Source organism: Enterobacter cloacae complex sp. ECC445 (genome assembly GCF_021892025.1).
Taxonomy (GTDB): Bacteria; Pseudomonadota; Gammaproteobacteria; order Enterobacterales; family Enterobacteriaceae; genus Enterobacter; species Enterobacter chengduensis.
The window spans coordinates 405051-425950 of record NZ_JAKLRZ010000002.1 but is presented as its reverse complement, the minus strand read 5'-3'; the positions used below and the strand labels follow the sequence as shown (position 1 = coordinate 425950).

20 protein-coding genes are annotated in these 20900 nt (G+C 57.9%); 8 read left to right on the top strand and 12 right to left on the bottom strand.

What is annotated here, in order from left to right:
* Positions 1–63: 63 nt before the first annotated feature.
* A complete protein-coding gene (locus L6R44_RS03510; RefSeq protein WP_237423279.1) occupies positions 64–1755 on the top strand; it encodes a methyl-accepting chemotaxis protein in 1692 nt (563 codons plus the stop codon).
* Between the two features lie 120 nt (positions 1756–1875).
* Here L6R44_RS03510 and L6R44_RS03505 read toward each other — a convergent pair whose 3' ends face one another.
* The 4 genes from L6R44_RS03505 to L6R44_RS03490 form a co-directional block, all read right to left on the bottom strand.
* Positions 1876–4257, bottom strand: coding sequence for a glucose/quinate/shikimate family membrane-bound PQQ-dependent dehydrogenase (locus L6R44_RS03505; RefSeq protein WP_237423278.1), 2382 nt, complete (start codon positions 4255–4257; stop codon positions 1876–1878).
* A 250-nt stretch (positions 4258–4507) separates the two neighbouring features.
* Positions 4508–5431 (bottom strand): LysR substrate-binding domain-containing protein, encoded by a 924-nt coding sequence (locus L6R44_RS03500; RefSeq protein WP_237423277.1) that lies wholly within the window; start codon positions 5429–5431, stop codon positions 4508–4510.
* A gap of 180 nt (positions 5432–5611) precedes the next feature.
* Positions 5612–6493, bottom strand: coding sequence for an SDR family oxidoreductase (locus tag L6R44_RS03495; RefSeq protein ID WP_032640265.1), 882 nt, complete (start codon positions 6491–6493; stop codon positions 5612–5614).
* A gap of 52 nt (positions 6494–6545) precedes the next feature.
* Complete coding sequence (locus L6R44_RS03490) at positions 6546–6935, bottom strand: YdeI family stress tolerance OB fold protein (protein WP_237423276.1); 390 nt, start codon at positions 6933–6935, stop codon at positions 6546–6548.
* A gap of 138 nt (positions 6936–7073) precedes the next feature.
* Between L6R44_RS03490 and L6R44_RS03485 the strand changes: the two genes are divergently transcribed.
* Genes L6R44_RS03485 through L6R44_RS03470 form a run of 4 tightly spaced genes read left to right on the top strand, consistent with a single transcriptional unit; the run spans position 7074 to position 9567 of the window.
* A complete protein-coding gene (locus L6R44_RS03485; RefSeq protein ID WP_237423275.1) occupies positions 7074–7577 on the top strand; it encodes a hypothetical protein in 504 nt (167 codons plus the stop codon).
* A gap of 9 nt (positions 7578–7586) precedes the next feature.
* The gene (locus L6R44_RS03480) at positions 7587–8033 is read left to right on the top strand and encodes a DUF421 domain-containing protein (RefSeq protein WP_237423274.1); all 447 of its coding nucleotides are present in this window, start codon (positions 7587–7589) and stop codon (positions 8031–8033) included.
* Positions 8034–8044: 11 nt separating this feature from the next.
* Complete coding sequence (locus tag L6R44_RS03475; RefSeq protein ID WP_032640260.1) at positions 8045–8563, top strand: 2-oxo-tetronate isomerase; 519 nt, start codon at positions 8045–8047, stop codon at positions 8561–8563.
* A 17-nt stretch (positions 8564–8580) separates the two neighbouring features.
* Positions 8581–9567: an SDR family oxidoreductase gene (locus L6R44_RS03470; RefSeq protein WP_237423273.1), complete on the top strand. Its 987-nt coding sequence runs from the start codon at positions 8581–8583 to the stop codon at positions 9565–9567.
* Here the strand turns inward: L6R44_RS03470 and L6R44_RS03465 are convergent, their stop codons facing one another.
* The 7 genes from L6R44_RS03465 to L6R44_RS03435 all read right to left on the bottom strand — a co-directional run bounded on the left by L6R44_RS03465 (position 9568) and on the right by L6R44_RS03435 (position 15361).
* Positions 9568–11193 (bottom strand): alpha-amylase family protein, encoded by a 1626-nt coding sequence (locus L6R44_RS03465; RefSeq protein WP_237423272.1) that lies wholly within the window; start codon positions 11191–11193, stop codon positions 9568–9570.
* An 8-nt stretch (positions 11194–11201) separates the two neighbouring features.
* Positions 11202–12212, bottom strand: a complete 1011-nt coding sequence (cydB, locus tag L6R44_RS03460; RefSeq protein WP_237423271.1) for a cytochrome d ubiquinol oxidase subunit II — start codon at positions 12210–12212, stop codon at positions 11202–11204.
* Entirely contained in the window at positions 12212–13615 is a 1404-nt protein-coding gene (locus L6R44_RS03455) for a cytochrome ubiquinol oxidase subunit I (protein ID WP_237423270.1), read from the bottom strand. The genes cydB and L6R44_RS03455 overlap by 1 nt, the downstream gene beginning before the upstream one ends.
* A gap of 212 nt (positions 13616–13827) precedes the next feature.
* Positions 13828–14334, bottom strand: a complete 507-nt coding sequence (locus L6R44_RS03450; RefSeq protein WP_237423298.1) for a ferritin-like domain-containing protein — start codon at positions 14332–14334, stop codon at positions 13828–13830.
* A gap of 25 nt (positions 14335–14359) precedes the next feature.
* Positions 14360–14563 carry a hypothetical protein gene (locus tag L6R44_RS03445; RefSeq protein WP_032640249.1) on the bottom strand — a complete coding sequence of 68 codons (204 nt, stop codon included), beginning with the start codon at positions 14561–14563 and terminating at the stop codon, positions 14360–14362.
* Between the two features lie 23 nt (positions 14564–14586).
* Complete coding sequence (locus L6R44_RS03440; RefSeq protein ID WP_023311678.1) at positions 14587–15081, bottom strand: YciE/YciF ferroxidase family protein; 495 nt, start codon at positions 15079–15081, stop codon at positions 14587–14589.
* Positions 15082–15175: 94 nt separating this feature from the next.
* Positions 15176–15361, bottom strand: a complete 186-nt coding sequence (locus L6R44_RS03435; RefSeq protein WP_004150795.1) for a general stress protein — start codon at positions 15359–15361, stop codon at positions 15176–15178.
* A gap of 526 nt (positions 15362–15887) precedes the next feature.
* On the opposite strand from L6R44_RS03435, the gene hglS reads away from it, so the two are divergent.
* Both hglS and L6R44_RS03425 read left to right on the top strand, forming a co-directional pair.
* Positions 15888–17231: a 2-oxoadipate dioxygenase/decarboxylase HglS gene (hglS, locus tag L6R44_RS03430; RefSeq protein ID WP_237423269.1), complete on the top strand. Its 1344-nt coding sequence runs from the start codon at positions 15888–15890 to the stop codon at positions 17229–17231.
* Between the two features lie 44 nt (positions 17232–17275).
* The gene (locus L6R44_RS03425; RefSeq protein WP_237423297.1) at positions 17276–18781 is read left to right on the top strand and encodes a carboxylesterase/lipase family protein; all 1506 of its coding nucleotides are present in this window, start codon (positions 17276–17278) and stop codon (positions 18779–18781) included.
* Here L6R44_RS03425 and L6R44_RS03420 read toward each other — a convergent pair.
* Positions 18768–19610: a LysR family transcriptional regulator gene (locus L6R44_RS03420; protein WP_237423268.1), complete on the bottom strand. Its 843-nt coding sequence runs from the start codon at positions 19608–19610 to the stop codon at positions 18768–18770. The two genes, L6R44_RS03425 and L6R44_RS03420, sit on opposite strands and share 14 nt — an antisense overlap.
* A gap of 114 nt (positions 19611–19724) precedes the next feature.
* Between L6R44_RS03420 and L6R44_RS03415 the strand changes: the two genes are divergently transcribed.
* Entirely contained in the window at positions 19725–20894 is a 1170-nt protein-coding gene (locus L6R44_RS03415) for a pyridoxal phosphate-dependent aminotransferase (RefSeq protein WP_237423267.1), read from the top strand.
* Positions 20895–20900 lie beyond the last annotated feature (6 nt).

Sequence of the window (20900 nt, the reverse complement as noted above, 5' to 3'; positions counted from 1 at the left end):
CGTGCCGATGACTATTTAACAGGCGTGTTTTAACGCATCTTCCCTACAAGAGAGTCGACGGTCATGGACAACACTTCTTCGATGCAGCCGCAGCGCACGCTGGGCTTCTTGCATCACATCAGGCTGGTTCCGCTGTTTTCCTCCATTCTCGGTGGCATTATTCTTCTGTTTGCCTTGAGCTCGGGTCTGGCGGGTTATTTTCTGCTGCAGGCCGATCGCGATCAGCAGGATGTTACATCCGAAATTCAGGTGCGTATGGGGCTGTCGAACAGCTCAAACCATCTGCGAACCGCGCGTATCAACCTGATCCACGCCGGTGCGGCAAGCCGTATCGCGGAGATGGACGCGATGAAGCAGAACATCAGCGAGGCGGAAACGCGCATCAAGCAGTCTCAGGATAGCTTTACCGCGTATATGAATCGCGCCGTACGTAGTCCTGCTGACGAAGCGCTGGATGCGGACCTGAAGGCGCGCTACGACGCCTATATCGCGGGCATGCAGCCGATGGTCAAATTCGCCAAAAACGGCATGTTTGAGGCGATTATTAACCACGAAAACGAAACGGCGCGCCCGCTGGATGACGCCTACAACGCCGTGCTGCTGAAGGCGATTAAGATCCGTACCGACCGCGCGAGCGCGCTGACGGCACAGGCGCACAGCCGCACGCAGCTGGGCCTGATGTTTATGGTGGGCGCGTTTGCGCTGGCGCTGGTGCTGACGGCGATGACCTTTGTCGTGCTGCGCCGCACGGTCATTCATCCGCTGCAGCGTGCCGCGAAACGTATCGAGAATATCGCTAAAGGCGACCTGACGATGCCGGACGACGCGGCGGGCCGCAGCGAAATTGGGCGCCTGACGCGCGATCTGCAAACCATGCAGCACTCGCTGGAAAACACCGTGGGCACCGTACGCCAGGGAGCCGAGGAAATCTATCGCGGCACCAGCGAGATTTCTGCCGGTAACACCGATCTCTCTTCGCGCACCGAGCAGCAGGCCGCGGCCATCGAGCAGACCGCCGCGAGCATGGAACAGCTGACCGCGACGGTGAAGCAGAACGCCGATAACGCGCACCACGCCAGCAAGCTGGCGGAAGATGCCTCCGGCAAAGCCAGCCGCGGCGGCCAGATGGTCTCCGGCGTGGTGAAAACCATGGGCAACATCTCCAGCAGCTCGAAGAAGATCTCTGAGATTACCGCCGTGATTAACAGCATCGCCTTCCAGACCAATATCCTGGCGCTGAACGCGGCGGTGGAAGCGGCGCGGGCGGGTGAACAGGGACGCGGATTTGCCGTGGTGGCAAGTGAAGTCCGTACGCTGGCAAGCCGCAGCGCCAATGCCGCAAAAGAGATCGAAAGCCTGATCAACGAATCCGTTTCGCTGATCGACCAGGGCTCCGGCGAAGTTGTCGCCGCCGGTAACACCATGAATGAAATCGTCGACGCCGTTAAGCGCGTGACCGATATCATGCTGGAGATTGCCGCTGCGTCCGATGAACAGAGCCGGGGTATCGTTCAGGTGAGCCAGGCGATTTCGGAGATGGATAAAGTCACCCAGCAGAACGCCTCGCTGGTGGAAGAGGCGTCCGCAGCCGCGGCATCCCTGGAAGAACAGGGCGCGCGTCTGACCGAGGCGGTGGGGGCGTTTCGGTTGAGCGGCGCGAAGCCAAACCGCGCGGCGACACTCGCGCCGGTGCAGCAGAATGCGCCGCTACGCCCTGTGGCAACGGTTTCCGGGGATAACTGGGAGACGTTCTGAGTCGCCAGCCGTGTCGGGTGGCGCTTCGCTTACCCGACCTACAAAATCCGGCCCGTAGGCCCGCGTAAGCGAAGCGCCACCGGGCAAAAAAAAGGGACCCTTCGGTCCCTTTTTTACATCTTATGTCTTATCAGGTAACGCGTACGCGATAACGTAATCACCGCGATCCGGCGACTGACGAGCGCCCCCGGCGTTGATGATGATGTACTGTTTACCGGTTTTCGGCGACACGTAGGTCATCGGACCGGACTGGCTGCCGACCGGCAGACGGTCTTTCCAGATCTCTTTCCCGGTGGCGGTATCAAACGCGCGCAGGTAGAAATCCTGGGTGCCGGCAAAGAACAGCAGGCCGGACTGGGTAGAGAGCGACGCGCCCAGCGTTGGCATCCCGATTGGGATCGGCATGTGCATGCGAATGCCCAGCGGGCCGGTATCTTCCACCGTGCCGACAGGAACCTGCCACACCAGCTTGCCGGATTTCAGATCGACCGCAGACATGGTGCCAAACGGCGGCTTCTGGCACGGAATGCCCAGCGGCGACAGGAAGCGTTCGCGCATTGCGCCGAACGGCGTGCCGTCCATCGGGACGATACCCATCTCAATGCCGCTGGCGTTTTTCGCCACGTTCGCGCGCGGCACCATGTAGTTTGCCAGCCCCAGGCGCATATCGTTGACGAACATCAGGCTGTTGTTCGGGTCAACCGAGACGCTGCCCCAGTTCATCCCGCCGAGCGAGCCGGGGAACTGCAGGGAACGGTCGAGACCCGGCGGGGTGAAGACGCCCTGATGGCGCATCTCTTTAAACTGAATGCGGCACAGCAGCAGGTCGACAGGGGTTGCGCCCCACATGTCGGATTCGGTCAGCGTCTGGTTGCCAATCATCGGCATGCCCACGGAATACGGCTGGGTCGGCGAGTAGCGTTCGCCTTCAACGTTACCGGCCGGTACCGGACGTTCTTCCACCTTCGCCACCGGCTTGCCGGTTTCGCGGTTAAGCATGAAGATCATGCCCTGCTTGCTGGTCTGCACCAGTACCGGCGTGGTGCCGCCTTTACCGTCGGGCAGGTCGTACAGCAGCGGCTGGGAAGGGAGGTCAAAGTCCCACAGATCGTGGTGGGTCGTCTGGAAATGCCAGCGCACCTGACCGGTGGTGGCGTCAACGGCGACGATAGAAGAGCTGTACTTGTCGTCCAGGGCGGTGCGCTCGCCCGCCCAGAAGTCTGGCGTGGCGTTGCCGGTTGGCAGGTAGATCAGGTTAAGCTTAGCGTCGTAAGACATGGCAGACCAGACGTTCGGCGTGCCGCGCGTGTAGGTCTGACCTTCCGGCGGCAGGCCGGTGAGGTTCGGATTACCCGGATCCCACGCCCAGGCCAGCTTACCGGTGTGAACGTCATACGCGCGCACCACGCCCGGCGGTTCGCCGGTGGAGAAGTTATCCGCGACGCGACCGCCGACGACAACGACGTTACCGGCAACCAGCGGCGTGGAGGTCTGCTGATAATATCCCGGTTTGATTTCGCCCATGCCGACGCTCAGATCCACGGTGCCGTGGTCGCCAAAGTCGTCGCATGCCTTGCCGGTATCCGCATTGATGGCAATCAGGCGGGCATCGGTGGTGGGCAGGAACAGACGGCGAGGACATGCCGCAGGCTGTGTGTCTGCCTGTGACGTTGTCACGCTTGAATGGTCTTCAAAGTAGCCCAGACCGCGGCAGCGCTGCCAGTTAGGCGCGGTGGCTTTTGAATCGTAACGCCATTTTTCTTTACCGGAATCCACGTCCAGCGCCAGCACCTTACTGTACGGCGTACAGACAAACAGGGTGTCGCCAATCTGCAGAGGCGTGTTCTGATCTTCCGCGCCGGAGCCGTTGCTCTGCGGGATATCGCCGGTGTGAGCTACCCACGCGACTTTCAGCGAGCTGACGTTTTGCTTGTTGATCTGGTCCAGCGCGGCAAAACGATCGCCGTGGGTGGTATTGCCCCAGTGTTCCCAGTTCTTTTGCTGCTCGCCGGGTGCGACGGGCTTTACCGGAACGGGCTCGTTCGCCGCCACGAGGGTTTGCGGCTTAAACATCCAGCCCAGGCTGACCAGCATGGCCACGGCGAGCACGGCCGCAACGCCGAACGCAGGCGCCTTGTTCGCTGCCGCGTGGTTAGCCGTGCGCAGGAAGGGCCAGACGATGGCGCTCAGGAACGCCAGTACGGCAAAGGTAAACAGGCGCGAGAAGAGCGGCCAAAAATCCCAGCCCGCATCGCTTACCGCCCAGACCAGCGAGGCAATAAATGCGATGGCGTAAAGCACGATCCCGCTGGTGCGGTTGCGGAAAATGAGGATGGCGGAAATCACCATTACCACGCCCATTATCAGGAAGTAAAGACTTCCTCCCACGGTGGCGAGCTTAAAGCCTAATCCGCCGACGGCCAGACCGATGAGCAACATCAGTCCGGCTAAAAGCCACTGCAGAATACGAGGTATTCCGCGCGGCGCGCTGCCAAATGCCATTTCTCTCTCCTTTAGATCCCGCCGCCGTGTCGGGTATGTACCAGTTGGGTAATAAATGCGGTGGGATTGATGATTAGTACGGGTGAATTCGTTTTTATCAAACCGTTTGTGAACCATTTGGTGAATTCACGGCTATGATAAAACTGTTAAATTGTTTTACGCAATTGTTAATGAATGATTTCGCATTATTTGATTAACGCGCAGGTCTGTTCCCTCGCCCCTTTAGGGGAGAGGGTTAGGGTGAGGGGTATTAAACCGGCATGGATTTACGGATAGCGCTCAGCAGCGTTTGTGCGCCCGTTGAGAGCGGCGCGTCTACGCGGGTCAAAATGCCTATTGGTTCACCGGCGCCGGGGGCCGTTACCGGGAGAGCGGTCAGCGTGCCCTGGCGTAAATCATCTTTTACCGCGCCGGAGGGGACGAACCAGACGTAGTCATAGTCGAGCGTGAGCTGGCGTGACAGCGAGGCCGACAGCGTTTCGATACACCCCGAGGGTAGCGTACACCCCTGCAGTTGCAGCAGGCTTTCGGCGGCCTGGCGCGGAACGGTCCCTTTTGGACATACCACCACCGGCCACTCCATGACGCGGCTTAAGGTCACCGTGTCCTGCAGCAGAGGGTGATCGGGACGAACCACCAGCTTCAGGGATTCCAGGAACAGCAGTTCGTAATTGAGGCCGCCCATCAGTTCAGGGTCGGACATGCGGCCGATACCGATATCCAGCTCGCCCGATTTCAGCCCCGCGAGCAGCATGGTGTTATTCATGGTGGCAACCTGGATCGTGGTATGCCGCTGCTGCTTGTGGAACTGGCCAATCACCGGCGGAAGAATACCGAGCGCGGCGGTAGGCAGGGCCCCGACGCGCACAACCTCGCTGGTTTGCTCTGCTTTTCGATGCAGGGACTGGCCTGCAGTATTGAGCGCATCCAGCACCTTAACGGCGTGCGTCAGGAACTGTTCGCCCACGATGGTAAGCTGCGCGCCCAGCCGACCGCGGTCGAAAAGACGGGCGCCGGTCAGCTGTTCCAGCTCGTTGAGGGTTTTCGAGAGCGCGGGCTGGCTCAGATTGAGAGTTTCAGCCGCACGCCCCAGCGTTCCCTGTTGAGCGACGGCCACAAATGTATGCAAATGGCGCAAGCGTATGCGCTGACTGAACAGACCATTTTTTTCCATAGGCGATGTTAAAAACAGAGCGATGCGGGTGACAAGTTAAGTTGTTTAATTTTGATAACCTGATAGCAAAATATTTTTAACATCTGATCTGTTTGAGTTACAACATGTTTTTCGGCAGGGGAATAAGAGCGAACGTCCTTGTTCATTTATTGCTCATTGCGGAGGGGAAGGGGGAAGCGGTTAGATCACGCCGTCACCGCCGTCAGAACACCACACCTGGCCGGACGTAAATGAACATTCATCCGAGGCCAGCGTAACGTACAGCGGGGCAATCTCGACGGGCTGACCCGGACGTCCCAGCGGCGTATCGCCGCCAAACTCCTTCACTTTTTCCATCGGCTGGCCGCCGCTGGACTGGAGCACCGTCCAGTAAGGACCGGGGGCAACCGCGTTGACCCGGATGCCTTTCGGACCCAGCTGTTTGGCTAAAGACTTGGTAAACACCGCCAGGCAGGCTTTCGTCTGGGCGTAGTCCAGCAGCACCGGGCTGGGCTTCACCGCCTGAACGGAGGAGGTATTAATAATAACGGACGAGGCTTTCAGGTGGCGTAGCGCCGCCTTGGTGATCCAGAAGGGCGCGTAGACGTTGGTTTTAAACGTGGCGTCAAAATCTTCGGTGGTCAGCTCTTCCAGAGATTCCCGGTACTGCTGACGGCCTGCGTTATTGATCAAAATATCCAGCCCGCCCAGCTTCGAGACGGCTTCTTCGACCAGATTCTGGCAGAAGGTCTCGTCCCGGATATCCCCCGGCAGCGCGACGGCCTTGCGGCCCTCCGCTTCGATCAGGTCGATGACCTCTGCGGCGTCTTTTTCCTCTTCCGGCAGGTAGTTGATGGCGACGTCCGCCCCTTCGCGGGCATAGGCGATGGCGACGGCGCGACCGATACCGGAGTCACCGCCGGTGATCAGCGCTTTTTTGCCTGCAAGACGGCCATGGCCTTTGTAGCTGGTTTCCCCATGGTCGGGAACGGGTTGCATCTCTGACGCCAGACCCGGCGGCGTCTGCGGCTGTTCCGGGAACGGGGGTTTTGGGTAAGCGTTCTTACGTTGTGTATCACTCATAGCTGACTCCTTAAGCCTTGATGGATAGTTGCAGCGTTAACGCTTCGCTGAATTACTTCTGTAAACGATCGACACGAACGACGGCAGGAGATGATTTTTTATCAAGCGAACCGTTGATGCCGATCATCTGGTCGGGTTTTACCGTTCTGCCGTCGAAGACTGCCTGGGGAATAATAACGTCGATTTTTCCAGTTTTATCCTGGAATACAAACTTATCGCCGCTACCGTCAATAAGATTACCGCGCAATGAAATGGTCGCACCGTCATGCATCTGTTTTGCCTGAGCGATGGTCATAATACGCGCGTCGTCGGTTCCACGATATCCGCTATCCAGCTCATGGGGCGGGGGCGGCGCTTCACCTTTTTGTAACCCGCCGTTATTATCTGCGAAGGCGGTGGGAATCATAAATATCAATAAAGCGGAAATAAGCGATAATTTCATCGTATATCCTTCATTTTGGATGTCTTGACTAATTAAGTATTGTTGCTATTTCTTTATGTGGCAAATGTGATAAGTCCTAAAAATATTCTCGTGAGAAATCAAAATTATCGGATAATAAGCGAAACGGTGACGATAACCATGAAGCGTGAAAATGAAAAGTTGCCCGGTATAAATGAGAGTTACCGCTTGCTGACGTTTGAATACGCGTTTCGTCAGGTGGGGTTTATTGTTCTGTTGGGTGTTATCGTCGCTGCCATTGCCGGTCTGTTTTCGAGCGGATTAGTCAGCGATACGGTCAAAACCAATTCCGCTAACTCCCTGACCATAAAGTACGAACGCTTCGGACGACGGGAGACGGAGACGCGAATGGAGCTGGCGTTCCCGGTGCAAACAGAGGGAAATTATGTTCTCAGCATGGCCAGCGAGAGCAGCAATGTTTACGAGCCTGGCAGCGTCTGGCCGCAGCCTGACAGCATGTTCAGCCGTGGCAAGACCCTCTATTTTGTCTATAACAACCTGAAAAAGTCAGACCGCTTCGCGGTGTTACTCTTCACCACGCCTTCGAGAGCCGGCAAATGGAACACGACCATCCGCATAAACAGCGAGCCGGAAATCACCCTCTGGCAATTTATTTACCCCTAGGAGGCTGATATGGATATGGTCTTTCGTGCCCTGGCGATTTATCTATTCCTCGTGGTGGTATTTAAAGTGGCCGGGCGGCGCGCGCTGCTGCAGATGACCAGCTTCGATCTCATTCTGCTCCTGATAATCAGTGAAGCTACTCAGCAGGCGCTTCTCGGACAGGATTTTTCCGTTACCGGCGCGATGATTACCATTACCACGCTGGTGGTGGTGGATATTATTTTCGGACTGATGAAGAAATATTTCTCGCCGGTGGAGAATATTCTGGATGGTACTCCTGTAATTCTGGTCGAGAACGGCGTGCCGTTAGCCGATAAACTGAAGAAAGTCGATGTGTCCTGTGATGATATTCTGGTGTCGGCGCGTCAGAATAATGGCATTACGGAAATAAGCGACATTAAATATGCCATGCTTGAGCGCAATGGGCATATTTCAGTCATTCCTTTCGAGAAATAAGAGGCGGCAAGATGAGCAATCTTTTTCACGACAACAATATTACCGTGGGCGAGCTGACGAAAAAGCTGGCGAGTAAATTAACCGATCTCGGGCTTCGCTTAACCACGGCGGAATCCTGCACGGGAGGAAAGCTCTCGGTGGCGCTTTGTGCGGAAGAGAACACCGCCGATTTTTATGATGTTGGCCTGGTCGTATTCAGCGACGAAGCCAAAGCGCGGATCCTCGGCGTGCGTCCTGAGACGCTGGCGCGCTATACCGCCGTCAGCGAACCGACGGTGGCCGAGATGGCCGCCAGCATCCGCGACATCGCGCAGGCGGATATCAGCATCGCCATCAGCGGATACGCAGGCCCGGAAGGGGGCGACGATGGGACGGCGGCGGGGACGGTCTGCTTTGGCTGGAATATACGCGGCGAGACGCAAACCCGCACCGTGCTTTTCTCCGGCGACTGTCAGGACGTGGTGGAAAAAGCGGTGCATTTTGCGCTGGCTGAACTGGTGACAACCCTGTCGGATGGGCATAACGGTTGATTTCACGTGGAGGTTCTATGGCTGTCATAGTGATTACCGGTGGGACGGCGGGCGTGGGAAAAGCCACGGCGCTGCGCTTTGCAAAAGCAGGTTACCGTGTCGGCCTCATCGCCCGCGATGAGGCCAGCCTGCACTCCACTCAGGAAGAGTTGCGGCGCTTCGGCGTTAACGCCCACGCCGTGCAGGCTGACGTCGCCGACAGTCAGGCGGTGGTGGATGCGGCCAACGAGATTGAGTATCGCCTTGGGGCGATTGACGTGTGGGTCAACAATGCCATGGGCGCCGTGCTGGCACCGTTTCGCACCCTTACGCCGGACGAGTTTCGTCGCGTAACTGAGGTAACCTACCTCGGCTACGTGAACGGTACCCGCGCGGCGCTCGAGCTTATGGTTCCGCGCGACAGGGGCGTCATTATTCAGGTGGGGTCCGCGCTGGCCTACCGTTCCATCCCCCTGCAGTCCGCCTACTGCGGGGCCAAAGCGGCGATCCGCGGGTTCACCGACGCGGTACGTACCGAGCTGATGCACGAGAACAGCCGGGTTCAGCTTTCGATGGTGCAGATGCCGGGGCTTAACACGCCGCAGTTTGAATGGGCAAGGAACAAGTTTGCCTGGCCGATGCGTCCGGTACCGCCGGTTTTCGAGCCTGAAGTCGCCGCCAGCGCCATCTTCAGGGTGGCGCAAAAGCCGGTGCGCGAGCTGTGGGTAGGCAGCAGCACCATCCAGTCGATTGTCGGGCAGTTCCTCTTCCCGGGTTTTCTGGACAGGCTGATGGTGAAGAAAGCCTGGGAAGGTCAGATGACCGACGATCTGAACGCGCCGGACCGCCGGGACTATCTCGACCAGCCGGTTAACGACCTGCACAAAATCCATGGCCGTTTCACTGACGAAGCGAAAACTCGCGCGACGTCCGTGACCTCCGGTATGCCGGGCAAAGTGGCGTTAGGGGCCCTTGCGGTGGCGGGGATTGTATTAACGCGTTTGCTAACCCGCCGGAAACCGTAATCAGCGCAGCGCGCTGCGGTGCGTCCAGAACCAGCGATAACCGTAGCCGCCAAGGCTGAGCTCGACGGTTTTACCGCAAACCAGCGCGTCATCGTAGCGTTTGTCCGCGAGACAGGCGGTCCAGGTGGCGTTGCGGATCCCCTTTACGGTGAACCGTACCTGCTGGTCGCTGAAGTTAACAAAGGTCAGGATGCTGCGTTCTTCGGTTTCGTAATAGATCCCCAGCACCGCGTCACTGTCGATGGTGAGGAGCCTAAAGGGCGCAACGGCGATTTCGGGAAACTCCGAGCGTGTATTGGCGATATCAATGATCCGGTGCAGGAGCGAGTTGCGGTGGAGCAGCGAATCGGCGACGTTGATTTTCTGATAGCGATAAGGGCCGTGGTCGATAATCGGCGCAATAAATTTACCCGGATCGGCCGCTGAAAAACCACCGCCTTGCGATCCCGCCCACTGCATCGGCGTGCGGACGGCGTAGCGCTCCTCCAGTTCGAGGTCATCCCCCATGCCTATCTCATCGCCATAGCGCATCACCGGCACGCCGGGCAGGGAAAAGAGCACCGCATGACAGAATGCCAGCCGCTTTTGCTCGCCGTTTAGCATCGGCGCCAGGCGGCGGCGGATCCCGCGCTGATAGACGTTCATCTCCTCATCTGGGGCGAAGGTATTGAGGACAAACTGTTTGTCTTTCTTGCTGATGCCTTCCAGATCCAGCTCGTCGTGATTGCGCAGCCAGTTGGCACAACAGCAGGAGTCAGGCGGGACGATCATCTTCTTCACCGCGTTGCGCAGCGGGCGGGCGCTTTTGCGGGCCAGGCTTACGTAGAAATATTTGTTGAGCCAGAAATTGAGCACCAGATTCAGGCGGTCATTATTGCCAAAGTAGTCCTGATAGGCCTCCACCTCGACGTCCACTTCACCCAGCAGGATCGCCTCCGGATTATTTTGCTCAATAAGACGCCGCATATGCTCGAGGATCCACAGCCCCTTTTTTTCATCACCGTTTCCCGCCTGCGTGGTCAGGTGGGAGGCGGCATCCAGGCGGAACCCCGATACGCCCAGCTTGAGCCAGAAGAGGATGATGTTCTCAATCTCTTTCAGCACCGCGGGCGAGGTCAGGTTCAGGTCCGGTTCGTGGCGATAGAACATGTGCCGGTAGTATTGTCCCGCCTCGTCGTCCCAGCTCCAGATGCTCTTTTCGACGCCGGGGAACATGGGGGGCGTATCGTCCTCGTCAGTATCTGACCAGAGGTAGTAGTCCCGGTAGGGTGACGCCGGGTTGCGGCGCGCCTGCTGGAACCAGGGATGCGCGTCGGAGGTGTGCTGGATCAGCAGCTCAATAATGACCTGCATGCCCAGCTCGCGGGCCTGTTCGACAAGGGCAATGATATCGGCCAGCTTTCCGAAGCGGGGGTCAACCTGAAGATGATCGCTGACGTCATAGCCTTCGTCGAGAAAGGGGGTGAGGTAAAACGGGGTGATCCAGATAACCGTCGCCCCCATCCGGCGAATGTAGCGCAGCTTGGCCGCTATCCCGGTGATGTCCCCGCAGCCATCGCCGTTCAAATCATAAAAGAGTGCGGTATCAATCTGGTAAATAATGGCCCGTGTATGCCAGTCCGTCATAGCGTTCCTCAGTGATAGCCTTCAGTATCCGAAACTTTGCCCCGGAAGACGTAGTAGCTCCAGGCGGTGTACACCAGGATCACCGGAATAATCAGTAAGGTCCCGACCAGCATAAACAGCTGGCTGGAAGGTGGGGCAGCGGCCTCCCACAGGGTGATGCGCGGCGGAATAATGTTCGGCCAGAGGCTGATGCCCAGCCCGCTAAACCCGAGGAAGATCAGCCCCAGCGTCAGCAGGAAAGGACGCGCGTGGCTGGCAGGGTTGCGCGTCAGCCGCCAGATCAGCACGCTGAAGATCCCGACCAGCAGAGGAACCGGCAGGAACCAGAAGAAGTTGGGCAGGGTAAACCAGCGGTCGGCCACGTACTGCCAGCCGAGCGGCGTCCAGATACTTACCACCGCGATAACCACCATCAGCGCCAGCAGCACGTGGCGGGTCAGCTCGCGCATGCGCTGTTGCAGCGCGCCTTCGCTTTTCATAATGAGCCAGGTGGTGCCCAGCAGCGTGTAGGCGACGACCAAGCCGATGCCGCAGAAGAGGTTGAAGGGGGTCAGCCAGTCGAGCGCCGAGCCGACAAAACGTCGGCCCTCCACGTCAAAGCCGTTGATCACTGCACCGACGACAATCCCCTGACTGAAGGTGGCGAGCAGGGAGCCGCCGGCAAAGGAGTAGTCCCAGAACCTGCGGTGTGAGGGGGTGGCCTTGAAGCGGAACTCAAAGGCGACGCCGCGAAAGATGAGGCCGATCAGCATCGCGGTGAGCGGGATCGTCAGCGCATTGATAATGACCGCATAGGCCAGCGGAAACGCGCCGAACAGCCCCGCGCCGCCGAGCACCAGCCAGGTCTCGTTGCCGTCCCAGACGGGCGCTACGCTGTTGACCATCACGTCGCGCTCTTTCGCATCGCCCACGAAGTTAAACAGCAGGCCAATGCCCAGATCGAAGCCATCCATGATGATGTACATCAGCGTGGCAAACACGATGATGGCAAACCAAATCACTGAGATATCGACGCCCATCAGATTTTCTCCTCTTCCGGAACTGACTCAGCGGCAGACAGCGGACGGGCAGGGGTGCCCGAGGTGTTTGACGTCAGCGTATCGACGGGCTGCGGGCCTTTCTTAATCAGCCGGATGAGGTAAACATAGCCCACGCCAAACACGGACGAGTAGACGACAAAGAAGGCCAGCAGGCTGATGCTCATCTGCAGGGTGCTGTGCAGCGATACCGCGTCAACGGTGCGCAGGTAGCCATAGACGACCCACGGCTGACGCCCCACTTCGGTGGTCACCCAGCCCGCCAGCAGCGCCAGCAGCCCGGCAGGGCCCATGCAGAGGGCAAACCAGTGGAACGGGCGCGAGTGGAAAAGCCGGTGACGATAGCGCAGCCAGACGCTGATCAGACCAAGGGTAATCATCAGCAGGCCCATCCCGACCATCACGCGGAACGACCAGAAAACGATGGTCGAGTTTGGCCGATCCTCTTTCGGGAAATCTTTGAGCGCCGGGACCTGCTTGTCCAGGCTGTGCGTCAGGATCAGGCTGCCGAGCGCGGGGATCTCGAGGCCGTATTTCGTGCGCTCCTCCTCCATGTCCGGCAGGCCAAACAGCAGCAGCGGGGTGGCCTCGCCGGGGGGATTTTCCCAGTGACCCTCAATGGCGGCAATTTTAGCCGGCTGATGCTCAAGCGTGTTCAGGCCGTGCATATCGCCCACCACCGCCTGAATGGGCGCGACCAGCAGCGCCATCCACATCGCCATCGAAAACATGGTGCGCACGGCGGGCGTATCGTTACCGCGCAGCAGATGCCATGCGCCGGACGCGCCGACAAACAGCGCGCTGCTCAGAAACGCGGCGATAGCCATATGAATCAGGCGGTAAGGGAAGGAGGGGTTAAAGACGATGGCCAGCCAGTCCTGCGGAATGACCTGCCCGTTTTCGATAGTGAAACCCTGCGGCGTATGCATCCAGCTGTTGGAGGCGAGGATCCAGAAGGTCGACATCAGCGTGCCGAGCGCCACCATGCAGGTCGAAAAGAAGTGCAGCCCCGGGCCGACCTTATTCCAGCCGAACATCATAACGCCGAGGAATCCGGCCTCCAGAAAGAAGGCGGTGAGCACCTCATAGGTCAGAAGGGGCCCGGTAATGCTGCCCGCGAACTGGGAAAACCCGCTCCAGTTGGTGCCAAACTGGTACGCCATCACCAGCCCGGAAACGACGCCCATGCCGAAGTTAACGGCAAATATCTTGAGCCAGAAATGGTATAGCGATCGCCAGACGTCGTTTTTGGTGCGCAGCCACATGCCCTCCAGCACCACCAGATAGCTGGCGAGGCCGATGGTGATCGCGGGAAACAGGATGTGGAACGAGACGGTAAAAGCGAACTGAATTCTGGCCAAATGGAATGCATCAAGTGCGAACATGGTCCGTACCTCTAAAACGATGGGGCACGCGCATTGTCGGGCTGCGTTTACTGCCCGGCAAAACCGATTACGGTTTTTGTGCCGGTGCCTGAACCGGCACCGGTGAGCAGGTCGGAATGCGGATCGCCGTGCCAACTTCCGCGAGCCTCTCTACCTAAAGATAGAGTGTAGTCCCGGTTGGCAAAATCCTCGCCCGGCGGCAGCGCTACGGGCTATTTTTTCGCTTCGACACCGTCTGCGTCTGAACGCAGCAGGAACTGTTCCGTGGTCTGAGGAATATGGCGAATCAGCCAGTCGGCCATTTCACGCTCTTCCGCCAGAATCGTCTCGATAGCGGGGACCGAGGCGACGTCGCCCGCTTTTTTAGCGGCAGCGAGCAGGGAGGTATAGCAGGCGATTTCAAACTGTTCGAAGACATAGCCGCTGATCGAGCCCTTCACGATTTCGTCTGAAGGGAACATGCCGCCGATGGATTGACCCAGCGCCGCCATTTTGCTCATTGAGTCTTTTAAGACCGAACGAGAAATATCATTACGGTCGAGGATTTCCTCCAGCAATGTGATTTGCCGTTTTGTCTCATTAATATGCTGTTCTATTCTGGCGCGAACATCAGGATAATTATCGATACGGCTGGCCATGGATTCCAGCATTGATTCGGCTTGCTTTTCCATCGCATGGGCATCGCGTAGCCAGTCATGGTAGTGTTCTACGTGATTCATCATTGTATCCTCATTAGGGGTTCGCTTATTTGGTCTCACTTTCAGCAGCCTGATCGGCACGTGCGGCACTGTAGCCCGATAAATGGCCGACAATATTGGCGTAGATACTGATGATAATGACCCACAGCACGCTGCTCTTCCACCATATAACGGAAGGGATAGCGAGAATGAACCATATTATGGCTGCCGCTAAATGGCACCGTTTAATTGTCCTGGGACTGATGCTCATTTTATTTGACCTGTATTATTGCGTCATTTTTGCGCTTTTTGGTTAATATTTCCAACGGCCAGATCGGTGAGTTTAAGGTCGGTCTCTTTTTCTTCTTCCAGCGTTTCGGCCAGAAGCTTAACGGCTTTTTTATAGCCCAGCTGTTCTGCTAATGTGGCAAGGGTACCGTAGCTGGCTATTTCGTAATGCTCCACTTTTTGTGCAGCGGCAATAAGCGCGGCATCACGCACTTCATTTTTTTCCGTGCTCTCGATAACTTCGTTGGCTTCTTCAATTAAGCCTTCCATCGCCACGCACTTCATGCGTTTGATCTTAATACCGTCTTCCTGCTCGACTATCTGGTCGATACGTTCGATCTGACCCTGCGTCTCTTCAAGGTGTGCGGTGAAGGCGGCGCTCAGCTTCTCGCTGGACGCGGCGCGGGCAAGCTTGCTCAGCGCGCGGGTAAGCTGCTTTTCTGCGCTGTAGGTATCCGATAGTAAATGAATAAAAACATCCTCGACGCTTTTCATATTCATAATAATTACGCTCCGGTAAAATAGAGAAAGGGTAGTGCGAGCTTTTCAGCCCGCAGCATGCTCTCTGGTTTTATTAAAAGAGTGCTAAATAAGATCAGGAGTTATCAGACTTACGGCCTCCGCCGTGACTGTTCTGTCCTCCTTTCTTACCCGCTTCAGACGCGCGTTGCGGATCGTTTTTAAAATTACCGCCGCTGTGCTGGCCACCTTTACGTCCAGCTTCTGATGCTTTTTCACGGTCTTCAGCGAAATTACCGGAACCACCACGATGCTCTGCCATATTAAACCTCATAGTCATATATTGGTTATGTCAGTACGATACGAAAATATTTCGTATCACTCGTCGTTCGAGTAATAACTCTAGTCGCTGTGTGAGAACCGTCAAATGCGTTTTGCTATTTGCGGCTGCGTTATTTTTAAATATTTGTAAATTTGCGCTTCGCTTGCGTTGGAAATATGAATAGACAGGAAGGACTTGTCAACAACCGTTCAGATTATTCCTAACTTTTAGCTAAAAATTTGAAGGGAGAGGATAAAAATAATGACGCATTCAAATTGGTTGATTTGCAGTCAGGAGAAAATAAAAAATACTCCTTTATAGCTAGCAGGCGGAACCCTAAATAATTATAAGGAAAATCCTGGATAAAAGCGTTCAGGTCAAAGGGCGGTTTCGTTAAGGTTCGTTCAGAGGCCGGTAGCACACGGTTTAACCACTGTCGTCTTAAGATCACAAATCAGAAATTCTTCCCCCCGGAAGGAACGGGTTTCTCTACACTCCAGGTAATATTCACTGGAGGCATGACATCATGGCGAACACCATCACGGCTGATGACATTCGGGAACACTTTTCGCAGGCTATGTCGGCGATGTACCAGCAGGAAGTTCCGCAGTACGGCACCTTGCTCGAACTGGTTGCGGACGTCAACCTGGCGGTGCTGGAAAATAACCCACTATTACATGAACAACTGGCAAACGCCGATGAGCTTGCGCGCCTGAACGTGGAGCGCCACGGCGCGATCCGCGTCGGCACGGCGCAGGAACTGTCTACCCTGCGCCGTATGTTTGCCATTATGGGGATGTACCCGGTCAGCTATTACGATCTCTCCCAGGCGGGGGTGCCGGTCCACTCCACGGCGTTTCGCCCGATCGATGATGCGGCGCTGTGCCGTAATCCGTTCCGTATCTTTACGTCGCTGCTGCGCCTTGAACTGATTGAGAACGTCGCGCTGCGCGAACGGGCGGCGGAAATCCTCTCTCACCGGAACATCTTTACCCCGCGCTGTCTGGCGCTTCTCGATCTGCATGAGTCGGAAGGGCAGTTTACCGACGCGCAGGCGCGCGAGTTTGTGCAGGAAGCGCTGGAAACCTTCCGCTGGCACCGCCACGCGACGGTCGATCAGGAGACCTACCTTGCCCTGAGCAACGAGCACCGGCTGATTGCCGACGTGGTCTGCTTCCCGGGCTGCCACATCAACCACCTCACGCCGCGCACGCTGGATATTGACCGGGCGCAGGAGCTGATGCCGAAGTACGGCATTGAGCCAAAAATTCTGATTGAAGGCCCGCCGCGTCGCGAGGTGCCCGTCCTCCTGCGTCAAACCAGCTTCAAGGCGCTGGAAGAGCCGGTGCTGTTTGCCGGCGAACATAAGGGCACCCACACCGCGCGCTTCGGTGAGATTGAGCAGCGCGGCGTGGCGCTGACTCCGAAAGGCCGTGAGCTGTACGATAGCCTCCTCGCCCAGGCCGGAACGGGCAAAGATAACCTGACGCACCAGCTGCATCTGCGGGAGGTCTTTAGCGCCTTCCCGGACAGCGAGCTGTTAATGCGTCGTCAGGGGCTGGCGTACTTCCGCTACCGTCTGACGCCGGCCGGAGAAGCGCATCGCCATGCGTTCCGTCCGGGAGACGAGCCGCAGCCGCTGATTGAGCGTGGATGGGTAGTGGCCCAGCCGATCACCTACGAAGATTTCCTCCCGGTGAGCGCAGCCGGGATATTCCAGTCCAATCTCGGGAACGAAACCCAGGCGCGAAGCCACGGTAACTCCAGCCGCGAGGCGTTTGAAGCGGCGCTGGGCTGCCCGGTGTATGACGAGTTCACCCTCTATGAGGAGGCGGAAACGCGCAGCAAACAGCGTTGCGGTTTGCTCTGAAACCGTTACTCTGCTGGGGTGTGATGGAAAAAAATAAGGTCGTTATGCAACATCTTTCCACCCCTGTGGTTGAAACGCGCCAGGGCGCGCTGTCTGGCTTAACCGATGAAAACGTCCACCTTTGGTGCGGTATTCCCTACGCCGCACCGCCCGTGGGCGAGTGGCGCTGGCGTTCGCCCAGGCCGCCCGAACGCTGGGATGGCGTTCGCCAGGCCACCGCCTTTTCGGCCTCAAGCTGGCAAAGCAGCGAATATTGTCAGGAGCTGGGCGGGGGCGATCCCGGTCAGTTTTCGGAAGACTGTCTTTATCTGAACGTCTGGTCTCCCGTCGACCGTACCGCACCGCTTCCGGTGATGGTCTGGCTGCACGGCGGTGGCTTTACCATCGGTGCGGGAGGGTTACCGCCCTATAACGGCAAAGCGCTTGCCACGCGCGGCGTGGTTGTGGTGACGATCAACTATCGTCTCGGCCATCTCGGCTTTTTCGCCCATCCCGCGCTGGAAGGCGAGGAAGATCGCGTGGTGCATAATTTTGCCCTGCTGGATCAAATCACGGCCCTCGAATGGGTGCGGGACAATATTGCCGCGTTCGGCGGCGATCCCGCCAACGTAACGCTATTTGGTGAATCCGCCGGCGCGCGCAGCGTGCTCTCTCTGCTGGCATCGCCCCTGGCGGCTGGCTTGTTCCACAAGGCGATTGTGCAAAGCGGATACACCCTGCCGGACACGCCGCGCGAGCAGGCGCTGCAGAAAGGGGAGGCGCTGGCCGCCCATTTCGGCCTGGAAAGCGCGACGGCGGAGCAGCTGCGCGCCATTCCGCCGGACGCGTTCTGGCCGTTATCCGCGCCGCTGAACGTCGCCCCGGCGCCCATCGTCGGAGACTGCGTTCTGCCCGAAGCGATGCTGGACGTCTTTTTCGCCGCCCGCCAGCATCCCGTACCGGTGATGATTGGGTCGAACAGCGATGAGGCTAGCGTAATGGCGGTGTTTGGCGTCGATCTTGCCGGACAAATCCAGAAGCTGCGCCGGGAGCGCCGCTTCGGGCTGGGGCTGATTAAGCTGCTCTATCCGGGCGTGAAGGGCGATGAAGAGCTGGGCAGGCAGGTGTGCCGCGACATGGCGTTCACCACGATGGGCTACGTGGTGATGCAGGCTCAGCAGCGCGTCGGCGGACTGTGCTGGCGTTACTGGTTCGACTATGTCGCCGAAGCGGAACATGGAACCTACATCAACGGCGCGTGGCACGGCAACGAAGTGCCCTACGTTTTCGATACCCTCGGCCTGGTGGAGCCTTCCCGCCAGTATGTCAACGAGCGGGATCTGCAGTTTGCTGCCCACGTGGCCGATTACTGGGTGAGCTTTGCGCGTGAAGCGGGCTCTCGCGACAGCCTGCCCGGGCCGACGCGCTGGCCCGCGTGTCGTAAAGGGCGGGACGTTCTGCTACGCATTGGCGTGAATAAACATGCAGGTTTCAGGCTTGAAAACCGCTTTATGCGCGCCCGCATGAGCCTCTTCAAACGGGTGATGAAGCACCACGTCAGCCTCGATTAAGCAAACAGGCGCGAAACGCCGCCAGTCCATTTTCCTCGGCCGGCGTTTCGCGCAGCACCAGCCGGTAGCTCGCGCCGGTTTTGATGCTTGTCTCGTATGGCCGCATCAGCCTTCCCGCGCGGACATCCTCGGCCACCAGCGTTTCGTCGGCAATGGCGACGCCCAGCCCCTGAATGGCGGCGGTGATGGCAAGATCCATCGTGTCGAAGTGTTGATTTTTGTGCATGGCAAATCCCGGACCTTCCTGCTTCGTCAGCCACAGCGACCAGTCCGTTTTATCCCTTGTCGGGTGCAGGAACGTCAGCGACCCCAGCGCTGCACCCGCTCGCACCGGGCTTATCACCGGGGTGAGCGCCTCTTCGAACAGCAGATCGCCTGCGCTCATGTGCGTGCCGAAGACAATCGCCGCGTCGTAGGATTCAGTTTTGAAATTGACGTTGTGATCGGTGGTGGTGGTCAGGGCGATCTGCAGATCCGGCTGCTCGCGCTCCACCTCCAGCAGGCGCGGCACCAGCCAGCGCATCGCGCAGGTGGGGGCCTTAAGCCGAATCACGGTATGCGGGCTGCGGGCCTGGTCGGCCACGGTCAGCAGGTGTTCAAAAGCAGACTGCAGTTCCGGGAGCAGGGCGCTGCCCTGGGAAGAGAGGCGCAGGCCGCGCGCGTGGCGTTCAAAAAGCGGAAAGCCAAACCACGCCTCAAGGGAGGCAATCTTACGGCTTACGGCTCCCTGCGTCAGGCAAAGCTCCGCGGCGGCATGGGTCAGATTCAGGTGACGCGCGGTGACTAAAAATGCGTCAATGGCGTTGAGCGGGAGCGAACGGCGCGACATAAAAACACCTCAGCTATGCATTTTTCTCATGGCTATTATGACAACAATTCGATTGTCCCGACAGCAGAGATGTTGTTTGAATAGTTATGCAATGTCCATGAGAAGGGAAAGAGGATGACTTTACGAACGCCCGTGCAAACCCGCTCCAAGCTGCCCGATGTGGGTACCACCATTTTTACCGTTATCGGCCAGCTCTCGGCGCAGCATAACGCCATTAACCTTTCTCAGGGCGCACCGAATTTTTCCTGTGACCCGAAGCTGATTGCGGGCGTCACCCGCGCCATGGAGGAGGGGCACAACCAGTACGCGTCGATGACCGGTCTGCAGCCGCTCAAAGAGCGCATTGCGGATAAGATTGCCACGCTCTACGGCACGCAGTATGACCCGGTCAGCGAGGTGCTGGTGACCGCCAGCGCCAGCGAAGGGCTCTATTCCGCCATCAGCGGGCTGGTGCATCCGGGGGATGAGGTGATCTACTTTGAGCCCTCCTTTGACAGCTACGCTCCCATTGTCCGCCTGCAGGGGGCAACGCCGGTTGCCATCAAGCTCACGGTGCCGGATTTTGCCGTCAACTGGGACGAGGTCCGCGCTGCCATCACCCCACGCACGCGGATGATCATCATCAATACGCCGCACAACCCGAGCGGTCAGGTCTTCTCGGCCAATGACCTGCAGCAGCTGGCGGCGCTGACGCGCAGCACGGACATCATTATTTTGTCTGACGAAGTGTATGAGCACGTCGTTTTTGACGGTGAACCGCACCACGGGATGGCCACGCACCCGCAGCTGGCGGAGCGCAGCGTGATTATTTCCTCTTTCGGAAAAACCTATCACGTTACCGGATGGCGAGTGGGATACTGTGTAGCGCCGGCGGTACTGATGGACGAGATGTGTAAAGTCCATCAATTTTTAATGTTTTCTGCCGATACGCCAATGCAGCACGCGTTTGCCGAGCATATGGTCGACCCGCAAACCTGGCTGTCGCTCTCGGCGTTTTACCAGCGCAAGCGCGATCTGCTGCAAAGCCTGCTTGCCGATTCGCCGTTTACGCTGCTGCCGAGCGCCGGATCGTTCTTCATGCTGGCGGACTACGGTCAGTTCAGCGACGAACGCGACAGCGAGCTGGTGAAGCGGCTGATCGTCGAGTACGGCGTTGCCACCATCCCGCTGTCGGCGTTTTATGCAGACGGCACGGATAATAAATTGATTCGTCTCTCTTTTGCGAAAGACGAGGCGACGTTACGGGCAGGTGCCCAGGCCCTGTGTCGGGTTAAACCACGCTGAGATAAG

Excerpts from the sequence above, each read along its gene's own strand:
- L6R44_RS03510 (WP_237423279.1), top strand. The coding sequence starts at position 64 with ATGGACAACACTTCTTCGATGCAGCCGCAGCGCACGCTGGGCTTCTTG.
- L6R44_RS03505 (WP_237423278.1), bottom strand. The coding sequence starts at position 4,257 with ATGGCATTTGGCAGCGCGCCGCGCGGAATACCTCGTATTCTGCAGTGG.
- L6R44_RS03500 (WP_237423277.1), bottom strand. The coding sequence starts at position 5,431 with ATGGAAAAAAATGGTCTGTTCAGTCAGCGCATACGCTTGCGCCATTTG.
- L6R44_RS03495 (WP_032640265.1), bottom strand. The coding sequence starts at position 6,493 with ATGAGTGATACACAACGTAAGAACGCTTACCCAAAACCCCCGTTCCCG.
- L6R44_RS03490 (WP_237423276.1), bottom strand. The coding sequence starts at position 6,935 with ATGAAATTATCGCTTATTTCCGCTTTATTGATATTTATGATTCCCACC.
- L6R44_RS03485 (WP_237423275.1), top strand. The coding sequence starts at position 7,074 with ATGAAGCGTGAAAATGAAAAGTTGCCCGGTATAAATGAGAGTTACCGC.
- L6R44_RS03480 (WP_237423274.1), top strand. The coding sequence starts at position 7,587 with ATGGATATGGTCTTTCGTGCCCTGGCGATTTATCTATTCCTCGTGGTG.
- L6R44_RS03475 (WP_032640260.1), top strand. The coding sequence starts at position 8,045 with ATGAGCAATCTTTTTCACGACAACAATATTACCGTGGGCGAGCTGACG.
- L6R44_RS03470 (WP_237423273.1), top strand. The coding sequence starts at position 8,581 with ATGGCTGTCATAGTGATTACCGGTGGGACGGCGGGCGTGGGAAAAGCC.
- L6R44_RS03465 (WP_237423272.1), bottom strand. The coding sequence starts at position 11,193 with ATGACGGACTGGCATACACGGGCCATTATTTACCAGATTGATACCGCA.
- cydB (WP_237423271.1), bottom strand. The coding sequence starts at position 12,212 with ATGGGCGTCGATATCTCAGTGATTTGGTTTGCCATCATCGTGTTTGCC.
- L6R44_RS03455 (WP_237423270.1), bottom strand. The coding sequence starts at position 13,615 with ATGTTCGCACTTGATGCATTCCATTTGGCCAGAATTCAGTTCGCTTTT.
- L6R44_RS03450 (WP_237423298.1), bottom strand. The coding sequence starts at position 14,334 with ATGAATCACGTAGAACACTACCATGACTGGCTACGCGATGCCCATGCG.
- L6R44_RS03445 (WP_032640249.1), bottom strand. The coding sequence starts at position 14,563 with ATGAGCATCAGTCCCAGGACAATTAAACGGTGCCATTTAGCGGCAGCC.
- L6R44_RS03440 (WP_023311678.1), bottom strand. The coding sequence starts at position 15,081 with ATGAATATGAAAAGCGTCGAGGATGTTTTTATTCATTTACTATCGGAT.
- L6R44_RS03435 (WP_004150795.1), bottom strand. The coding sequence starts at position 15,361 with ATGGCAGAGCATCGTGGTGGTTCCGGTAATTTCGCTGAAGACCGTGAA.
- hglS (WP_237423269.1), top strand. The coding sequence starts at position 15,888 with ATGGCGAACACCATCACGGCTGATGACATTCGGGAACACTTTTCGCAG.
- L6R44_RS03425 (WP_237423297.1), top strand. The coding sequence starts at position 17,276 with ATGCAACATCTTTCCACCCCTGTGGTTGAAACGCGCCAGGGCGCGCTG.
- L6R44_RS03420 (WP_237423268.1), bottom strand. The coding sequence starts at position 19,610 with ATGTCGCGCCGTTCGCTCCCGCTCAACGCCATTGACGCATTTTTAGTC.
- L6R44_RS03415 (WP_237423267.1), top strand. The coding sequence starts at position 19,725 with ATGACTTTACGAACGCCCGTGCAAACCCGCTCCAAGCTGCCCGATGTG.